We start from the raw sequence: 8878 nt of genomic DNA on the forward strand, positions 1-8878 counted from the left end.
TTCTGCTGCTGGCGCCGCTTCTGGCGTTCATGCTGTCGTTCTTCGTCGTGCCGCTGGTGACGATGATGAAGTCTGCTGTATCCGATCCAGTCGCGACCGAGTCCCTGCCCCGCACCCACAAGGCGCTGGCGCGCTGGGACCGCACGAGCGTGCCTCCTGCAACCGCACAGGCCGCGTTCATCGACGACATCCGCAAGCTGACCAATGACGAGCAGTTCGGCGATCTCGTTCGCCGCCTCAACAGCGCGCAGTCCGGATTCCGCAGCCTGCTCGGCAAGACCCGCCGCGCGCTCGACGGCACCGGCGCGGTCGACCTCGCCGCAATCGACTCGCGTTGGAGCGAGACCTCCTATTGGACGACCATCGCCGAGGCCGTCGCCTCGCCCTGGACCGACAAGAACCTGCTCGCTGCTGTCGACCTCGAGCGCAACGCCGCCGGCAATATCGCTGCGATGCCGGAGGGCGCCTCGGCCAACCGCCTGATCATGATCCGGACCTTCGTGACCTCGGCGCTGGTGACGCTGGCCTGCATCCTCATCGGCCTGCCGTTCGCGATGGTGGCCGCCTCGGTCGACGGCTGGCGCCGGCAGATCCTGCTCGGCGCGGTGCTGCTGCCGCTGTGGACCTCCCTCCTGGTACGCACCGCGGCCTGGTATGTCGTGCTGCAGGACAACGGCCTGATCAACGCCACCTTGAAGGGGCTCGGCCTGACGTCAGCGCCGGTGCCGCTGATGTTCAACCGGCTCGGCGTCGTCATCGCCATGACGCATGTGCTGCTGCCGTTCATGGTGCTGCCGATCTTCAGCGTGCTGATCGCGATCCCGCGCAATCTGATGCCGGCGGCGGCCTCGCTCGGCGCGCATCCGCTGCGCGCCTTCGTCCACGTCCTGCTGCCGCTGTCGATGCGCGGCGTCGTCTCCGGCGCCCTGCTCGTGTTCATGGCCGCGCTCGGCTACTACATCACGCCGGCGCTGATCGGCGGCGCCAACGATCAGATGATCAGCTCGGTGATCGCCTACTACGCCACGGGAGCCGCGAACTGGGGCATGGCCGGCGCGCTCGGCCTCGTCCTGCTCGCGATGACGATCCTGCTCTACGCCGTCTACATCCGGCTGACCTCGACCGAGGAGCAGCGCGCATGAAATGGCTGCCGCTCGTCAAGCTGCTGTTCGCGATCGCCGTCATCGTGTTCCTGCTCGGGCCGTTGATCGCGGTGCTGCCGCTATCGCTGACCGACAGCGTGTTCCTGAACTATCCCATTCCCGGCTATTCGACGCGCTGGTTTCGCGAGCTGGTCACCGCCGACTCCTGGCGGCTGTCGATCGTCAACAGCCTGCTGATCGGCGCGGGGACCACAGCCCTTGCAACGTTGCTCGGCACGCTCGCCGCGCTCGGCCTGCGCGGCAAGCCCGCCTCGCTGCTGTTCGCGACGCTTCGCACCGTGTTCCTGCTGCCGATGGTCGTGCCGGCGGTGGTGCTCGGCGTCGGCATGCAGCTGATGTTCTCGCGCTACGGGCTCACCAACACCTATCTCGGCGTCATCATCGCGCACACCGTCGTCGCCGTGCCGTTCGTGCTGGTCAACGTCTCCTCGGCCTTGCAGGGCGTCGATATCCAGCTCGAGCGGGCCGCCGCGAGCCTCGGCGCTTCGCCCGCCGTGGTGCTGCGCTCGGTGACGTTTCCCATCGCGCTGCCCGGCATGATCTCCGGCGCATTGTTCGCTTTCGCGACGTCGCTGGACGAGGTGGTGCTGACGCTGTTCGTCGCCGGCCCCAATCAGCGCACCCTGGCGCGGCAGATGTTCGCCACCATCCGCGAGAACATCAGTCCGGCGATCGTCTCGGCGGCGGCCGTGTTCATCGTCGGGACGATCGTGCTGTCGCTCGCGATGCTCGCGCTCCGGCGGCGGATGACGTGAGGGAAGGCACCGGTCCGTAGGGCGGATGAGCGCAGCGTAATCCGCCGCCCCGTGCGCGAACAGCCGCTATGCGCACAACAGCCGGAATAGCGGATTACGCTGCGCTCATCCGCCCTACGGCTGCCCTACCCCGCCTTCACGTATTTCCGCCAATTGTGCGCTTCCTTGAACCCGAGCACCTCGCGCGTCTTGCGGTTCGACAGCGGCGCCTCGTCGTCACCCATCTCGCGGGTCACCGGCACATTCGGGCAATAGCGGCGCAGCAGCTCGCGCGTCGGAACGGTGGCCGTGACGGTGTCGTTGACCGCGTTGAAGACCTGGAAGCCGAGCCCGTCCTTCTCGATCGCCAGATGCACGATCTCGCCGAGGTCGCGGGCGTCGATATAGGACCACGCATTGCGCTTGCGCGACGGCGGGTCGGCGAGGAAGCGCGGGAACATGTCGTACTCATGCGGCTCGATGACGTTGCCGATGCGCAAGCAGTAGATGTCGATGCCATAGCGCATCGCAAAGGCGCGCGCGGTCTTCTCGTTCACGACCTTGGACAACCCGTAGGAATCCATCGGGTCGGTGTCGTAGTCCTCATCGAGCGGAAAGCTCCTGAAGTCCTTGTCGCCTTCCGCAAAGCAGACGCCATAGGTGGTCTCGCTGGAGGCGACGATGATCTTGCGGACGCCGAGCTTCGCTGCGGCCTCGATGACGTTGTAGGTGCTGATGGTGTTGGCGCGAAAGGTCTCGTTGTCGGGCTCGATCAGCACCCGCGGAATCGCGGCGAAATGCACGACGGCATCCGGCGCCTGCGGCGGCCGGCCGGCGTTGAAGCCTGCAAAGCCGAAATGCGTGGTCAGCGCGTTGAAGGCCTGGCCGCTGTCCGTCAGATCGGCGATCAGCGTGCCGATGCCGGGGTGATCGAACGGCTTGAGGTCGACGTTGAGCAGCTTATAGCCCTTGCTCTGCAGATGCGGCAGCACATGCCTGCCCGCCTTGCCGGTCCCCCCGGTGAACACCACGCGCTTGGCTGTCATTGAGCTCGTCATCCCCTGTGAGTGCGTGATCGCTTCTAGCAGTTTCCAGCGAAGCTGCTCCACAAGGAACTTGCAGCGTCGCGCGGGACGCGGCCTGCTCTCAATGCCGCGTGGAAGCCTATTGCCGCACTGCGTTGATAGCTCCGCCTCCCGACGGGTGACGTCAGGCCAACCGCCCGCGGTCCAGCCTGCGCGTCATTCTGCCGATCCGAAATCGCCTCCCGCGACACGGCAATCTCTGGATGCGTCGCCGGCACATCACCCGATCGCGATGCAAACGACGATCATTCGCAGAATTTTTTCGGCGCTGAGTAGCCAAGTTTCCCATTTTCGGATAGGTAATATAGTGCGGTCACAATGTATTGGGACGGCAGGTTCGTCCCTGAAGGGATATTGTCATGAGATTGTCGTCGAGTGTCGTCGCGTCCTCGGCTGCCGCCGTGCTGGCAACCGTCCTGCTGTGCGGTCCTGCCGCATCGCAAATCACACCAGGCTCCGCCCCCTCGCTTCCGGGCGTAACGGTCGACGCACCGAAGCAGGCGACAAAGCTCCAGAGGTCGAAGACCACGGCCGACACCGGGATCTCGCGCCGCACGCGGTCGACGGCGTCGTCGACGGCGCGCGCGCCGTCAGTTGCGTCGGACTCCGTGGAAGCCAGGATCGCCAAGCTGGAGAGAGCCGCCAGCAGCTGCAACGGCGGCTGCGAGACCAGCTTCAAGTCGGGCAATGCGCCTTGGGTCGGATGCAGCTTGTCCGGTCAGGAATTTTCGCATTTCGATACGACCTGCTCCGACACCCTCAGGTACAAGCACTACGCGGACTGTGCGGAGACCAAGGCGTTCCTGGGCTGGGATCGCAACAAGGTCTGGCTGCATTGCAGCAGCCTGCTGGCCGGCGGCAAGTTTCAGGTCGCCGAGATCAAGCGGTTGAAGCGCGCCCAGTAGTTTGATGGCTTCACCTCTCGGCCTCATCTGAGGTCAGCTCCTGTGAGGTGACGTCTGGCGGCCTGCGCTTGCGGCAGGCCGCATTGTTTGCAGGCCGGCTGGCATGTCGGCCTGTGAAGGCCCGTAGGCCGAGGAGTCGAGCACGCGCATGCGGCGAAGCGCTCGCCCAAGGGCGCCGCTTTCACGCGAAGATTTTTTCACGCGAGGACGATGGAAAGCCGGTCCATGAGCCCTGCTGCAACGATCCGGCGCCTGCGGGCCGACGATGCGGCATGCTTCAAGGCCCTTCGTCTGGAGGCGCTGACGATCAGCCCGGAATCGATGGGCAGCACCTTCGAGCTGGAGAACGGGCTTGGCGTCGAATGGTTCGCCAGGCGGCTTGAGGACACCCACACCCTCGGCGCCTTTCGAGACGGCGAGCTTGTCGGCACGCTGGGCTTCGTCGTCCAGCAGGGGCCGAAGCACGCCCATAAGGGCCGGCTGTTCGGCATGTACGTTAAGCCAGCCTTTCGACGGAGCGGGCTCGCGCGCCTGTTGGCGAATGCCATCCTGGATGTCGCGCGCGAGCAGGTCGAGATCGTTCAGCTGATCGTCGTCCAGGACAATGTGCCGGCGCGACGGCTCTACGAAAGCATCGGCTTCGTGGAATTTGGCCTGGAGCTGAAAGCCGCGAAGGACGGCGGCCGATACTACGACGAGGCGCACATGGCGCTCGACTTCAGTCGTGCGGCTGACAGCACCTGACAACCGAGCTGCTGGGATCGGTCGGTTCTCCCATTCAAGGCGATGGCGGCATGGGCCGCAGTCACGAGCTGATGAGATGCGCGCAGCACAGGGGAGCCCGACATCACGATCACCTTCGGACGCCACCGGCCGCTGATCCAGACCCCCTGGGACGAAGCGGCCGTTCGGGTCGCGATCGACGACATTGCAGCCGACACGATCGCCCAGTTCGATCCCGACAATTTCTGGCCGGCCCATCCCAGCGACGACGGGACGGCAGACGGTGACCCCAGCTTCTACAAGGGCGCGGCGGGGGTGATCTGGGGGGCTGGACTACTTGCTCCGTATCGGTGCGACAGGCCGTGCGAAGGACTTCCGCCCCGTGCTGTCGAGGCTAATGGAGCGGACGGTCATCGATCACGCAGCCAACTCGCCTGCCGACTACGAGAAACACGGCTCGCTGCTCCGTGGCGAGGTGGGGGCCGCCCTTCTCGCCATGCGGCTCACGCCACTGTCGAGCCTCGCCGACCTCATTCATTGGCACGCCGAGAAGAACGACGAACTGCCGATCCGGGCAGCTGATGATTTCGTTCCTTTGCACTTGCTCGCTTCGAGACGCCTGACGGTGGGGCTGCCGGCAGAGATTGCGACGCGTTTTGATATTGCTTTGGCTCTTGGCAAGGCGCAATCTGATGACACTGGATGGCCGACTTTTCGTTGGCCTCACGATTTCACCAAAACATTCTTTTCTGGCCCCTTCAATCTCATTCGAAAAGGGAGAATTGTCGTGAGACTTGCGATTTTTGTTGTCGTGGCCCTGTTGGGATCTTCGGGCGCGGCTTTCAGTGAGGCGAGCGATTGCAATATCGAAGCTTTCAAGGCGATGCGCATCGAGGATTCTTCCCTTGCAGTCATGCTCGCCCAGCTCAAGTTGATCAATGAGGCGAACTATGAAGAGGCAAAGAAGTCTGCCTCCGCAATCATCCCCGAATATTTCGCTGGAGATTTCAAGAGCTTCGCGGCAAAGCGCGCCAGCATGTACCAAGAGACGCGGTTCAACTATAGCGTTGACGAAGCGAAGCATCTGGTGACGTCGGGCGTCGATGAAAATGGCCTTGCCGCCTACACGGCCTGCCTTCAGTCGAGATCGCCCCTGACCGCTGTGGTGACCAAGAGCCCCAGCCAGCAGATCGTCAGCTTACGAATCCGCTTCGAGCCTAAGAGCGCGATCCCGAACCCCAATCCCCTCATCATTCAGGTCATTGGCGGAGAGTCGTTTGGCGTTGTCGGCGACCAGAAAGACAAGATCGTCGAGGCTAGCGTCGGTCCCGGAGAGCGGATCTACGTCTTCAAGCGAGTACCAAACTCGGAATTTGTCGCCGTCGTACAGATGCCGTCGCTCAGTCTCGCTGCAAATGACGTTTCGTTACCTCCACCACCGGTCTTGAAGGAGATCGTGCAGACAAAAAGCATATCGGTCAATGGCGGACCTATGCATCTCGATCATCCTACAGGCGCGCCGGTCGGCAAATCAGCAGGCCCGGTGCAAACATGCGCTGCGGCGGACGCAGGTTGGGAGCTGATACCCGATACCGCTGCTCTTTCCTTTTCCGAAACACGTCCGGGGTGCTTTACCGGAAAGAGCGCGGTCGCCGACGAAAGCAAGGTCTGCTTCAACGTGACGCTCAGCATCAACGCGGGTGACTCCTGCGACGTCAATTGGACCGTCTCCACCAAACAGCGTCGCACCGTGAAGGTGTTTCAATAAGCGTGCGGCTCCGGATCTCGCAAGAAGGCGGTTGGATGGCGATCAAGCACTGAGCGACCGTCCCACCGTCGGCCTGGCGCTTGGCACGGCGCTCATTGCCGCGGCAGGAGCGACCGTCCTACGCCACTGCGATGTCCAGCATTTGCCGCCGATCGGCGGTTTCGTCGTCCTGCTCGGGCTTGCCGCCGCCGCGCCTGAGGAGACCGGGCGGCCTTCGTCCAGCCGGGACTTTCGCGTCCAATGCCGGTCAGCATCTGTGCCGAGATGAACCTTCTGCCTGCTGCCTTGACCTACTCAAGGGCGGGAGGAGATCGAGGTCGCAATGACGGCTCTGACCAAGGCATTTCATAAGGCATTTTCCGAAGCATCCGACAGTACGAAACACGAACTGCTCAAACAGTTCCTTCTGCTCTGTGCCGCCATATTGCTGGTGTCGGCGATGGCGCTGACCTACGGGACGGATCTGAGCCACGGCTTTTTCTGATCGGTCTTTTCTTGCTCCGCGTCGGTGAACGGCGGCCGGTGATCGGCATACCCATGTTTGCCGCGGGCATGAGCGGAACGCCCGGCCTATCGCGCCTCGACGAGCGCCGCGAGCTTCGCGAGCGCCATCCGCCAGCCGGCCTCGTTGTCGGCGGGCGATACGCCACGGGGCAGTCCATCATGCGTGGCAAGGAGTTTGGTCCCGCCATCCGCATCGGCGAGCGTGATCGTGATGGTCATCTCGCCGCGTAGCGCAGGATCCGTGGTCTCGAACTCGTCCACTTCGACAACCTGCTCATTCGGGACGAGCTTCACAAAGCGACCGCGATACGTATCCGTGTGCGCCGTCGTCTTGCCGGTCCCGGTCGGCACGTCATAGGTAAGCGAAATCCGCAACGCGCCGCCTTCACGGGCGTCGAACGCATGCACGTCGCAGGTCATCCCGTCCGGCACCTTCCATTTTGCGATCGCGCGCGGATCGAGCAGCGCTCGATAGACCGCCGGCCGAGGCGCGGCGATGTAGCACCGTATCGAAAGGGTCTCGCGCATGTTCATTCCCCGCGGACCTTGGGCATCGTCTCGAGCCATCATCCGATAGGACCGATGGTGTACCGACGGCAGGCTTTTGGATAGGCTGGTTGCCAATCATGCGCCCCGCGGCCTGCCTGCTTGACGCGACCGACGGACAGCACCCGAGAGCCCGACACGATGATCACCCTGGGACGACATCGGCCGCTGGTCCAGACTCCCTGGGACGAAGCGATTGCCCTGGCCGCGATCGAAGACATCGCGGCCGATGCGATCGCCCAATTCGATCCCGATCATTTCTGGCCGGCCCACCCCAGCGACGACGGGACCGCCGACGGCGATCCCAGCTTCTACAAGGGCGCCGCGGGTGTGATCTGGGCCCTCGACTACCTGCATCGTGTCGGCGCAACCCGAGCGACCAAGGATTTCCGCCCCGTGCTGTCCAGGCTGATGGAGCGGACGGTCATGGACCACGCGGCCAATTCGCCTGCCGACTACGAAAAACATGGCTCGCTGCTCCGTGGCGAGATGGGGGCCGCCCTGCTCGCCATGCGGCTCACGCCACTGTCGAGCCTCGCCGACCTCATTCATTGGCACGCCGAGAAGAACAACGAGCTGCCGATCCGGGAGCTGATGTGGGGCCTGCCGGGGTCGATGGTCGCGGCGGTCCACATGGCGGGGATGACCGGGGAAGCGCGCTGGCGCCGCCTGTTCGAGGGGCAGGCGGCACGGCTGTTGGCCGAGCTGGAGGACACACCGCAGGGCCCGCTCTGGACCCAGGATCTATATGGCGCCAAGGACCGCTTTCTCGGACCCGTTCATGGTTTCGCCGGCAACGTCATCCCGTTGTTGCTCGGATGGGACTGGCTGACGGCGGCACAGCAGGCTCACGTGGCCGCCTTCGTCCCGAAGGCGCTCGCGGCGAACGCATGGCGCTATGACATCGGAACCACATGGGGACCGCGAAGCAAGCGTGAGAAGCGGCTGTTCCTCTGTCAGCACTGTCATGGTGCCCCGGGCATGGTGACGACCTTCGCCGACGCGCCGTTCGCGACGCCGGACTTCGACGCGCTGCTGCTGGACGGCGGACGCTTCACCTGGGCCGCCGGACCACTGACCAAGGGCTCGAACCTCTGCCACGGCACCGGCGGAAACGGCTACGCCTTCCTCAAGCTCTATCGCCGCACCCACGACCCGGTCTGGCTCGACCGCGCGCGCCAGTTCGCGATGACCGCCATCGTGCAGGTTCGCGGCGGCCAGATGGTCGCCGGCCGCGGACGCTATTCGTTATGGACCGGCGACGTCGGCCTCGCCGCCTACCTCTGGGATTGCATCACCGGAGAGCCACGGTTTCCGACGATCGACGTGTTCTGAAGCAAGTTGGGGACTGCTATCAATGTCTGTTTCGAGCAGATTCCGTTGAAAAAGTCGGCAGTAGTTTCGTCGTGAACGCCATCTGTTTCGAGGACGAATTGGCGCGTTGTGGTTC

At 64.0% G+C, this 8878-nt stretch carries 10 protein-coding genes; 7 read left to right on the plus strand and 3 right to left on the minus strand.

The genetic code is table 11. The features are described 5' to 3' along the window. Nucleotides 1–29: 29 nt before the first annotated feature. Nucleotides 30–1142, plus strand: coding sequence for an ABC transporter permease (locus ACQR0U_RS11570; protein ID WP_434843241.1), 1113 nt, complete (start codon nt 30–32; stop codon nt 1140–1142). Beyond that, nucleotides 1139–1918 (plus strand): ABC transporter permease, encoded by a 780-nt coding sequence (locus ACQR0U_RS11575; protein WP_315753338.1) that lies wholly within the window; start codon nt 1139–1141, stop codon nt 1916–1918. The genes ACQR0U_RS11570 and ACQR0U_RS11575 overlap by 4 nt, the downstream gene beginning before the upstream one ends. Before the next feature lie 125 nt (nt 1919–2043). On the opposite strand, the gene ACQR0U_RS11580 is transcribed toward ACQR0U_RS11575, so the two are convergent. Together ACQR0U_RS11580 and ACQR0U_RS11585 are read right to left on the minus strand one after the other, a co-directional pair. Then, nucleotides 2044–2943: an NAD-dependent epimerase/dehydratase family protein gene (locus tag ACQR0U_RS11580; RefSeq protein ID WP_434843233.1), complete on the minus strand. Its 900-nt coding sequence runs from the start codon at nt 2941–2943 to the stop codon at nt 2044–2046. Nucleotides 2944–3295: 352 nt separating this feature from the next. Beyond that, a complete protein-coding gene (locus ACQR0U_RS11585; RefSeq protein ID WP_315825431.1) occupies nt 3296–3661 on the minus strand; it encodes a hypothetical protein in 366 nt (121 codons plus the stop codon). Between the two features lie 31 nt (nt 3662–3692). Between ACQR0U_RS11585 and ACQR0U_RS11590 the strand changes: the two genes are divergently transcribed. The 4 genes from ACQR0U_RS11590 (at nt 3693) to ACQR0U_RS11605 (ending at nt 6862) form a co-directional block, all read left to right on the plus strand. Then, nucleotides 3693–3887 carry a hypothetical protein gene (locus ACQR0U_RS11590; RefSeq protein WP_315716598.1) on the plus strand — a complete coding sequence of 65 codons (195 nt, stop codon included), beginning with the start codon at nt 3693–3695 and terminating at the stop codon, nt 3885–3887. Nucleotides 3888–4097: 210 nt separating this feature from the next. Then, nucleotides 4098–4631 (plus strand): GNAT family N-acetyltransferase, encoded by a 534-nt coding sequence (locus tag ACQR0U_RS11595; RefSeq protein WP_434872154.1) that lies wholly within the window; start codon nt 4098–4100, stop codon nt 4629–4631. Between the two features lie 376 nt (nt 4632–5007). Continuing rightward, nucleotides 5008–6378, plus strand: coding sequence for a hypothetical protein (locus ACQR0U_RS11600; RefSeq protein ID WP_434843234.1), 1371 nt, complete (start codon nt 5008–5010; stop codon nt 6376–6378). 322 nt (nt 6379–6700) lie between these two features. Continuing rightward, a complete protein-coding gene (locus ACQR0U_RS11605) occupies nt 6701–6862 on the plus strand; it encodes a hypothetical protein (RefSeq protein WP_315716595.1) in 162 nt (53 codons plus the stop codon). 86 nt (nt 6863–6948) lie between these two features. On the opposite strand, the gene ACQR0U_RS11610 is transcribed toward ACQR0U_RS11605, so the two are convergent. Then, entirely contained in the window at nt 6949–7410 is a 462-nt protein-coding gene (locus tag ACQR0U_RS11610; protein WP_315716594.1) for an SRPBCC family protein, read from the minus strand. Between the two features lie 159 nt (nt 7411–7569). On the opposite strand from ACQR0U_RS11610, the gene ACQR0U_RS11615 reads away from it, so the two are divergent. Continuing rightward, entirely contained in the window at nt 7570–8763 is a 1194-nt protein-coding gene (locus ACQR0U_RS11615; RefSeq protein ID WP_434843235.1) for a lanthionine synthetase C family protein, read from the plus strand. Nucleotides 8764–8878 lie beyond the last annotated feature (115 nt).

Source organism: Bradyrhizobium sp. HKCCYLRH3097 (genome assembly GCF_051167875.1).
GTDB lineage: Bacteria > Pseudomonadota > Alphaproteobacteria > Rhizobiales > Xanthobacteraceae > Bradyrhizobium.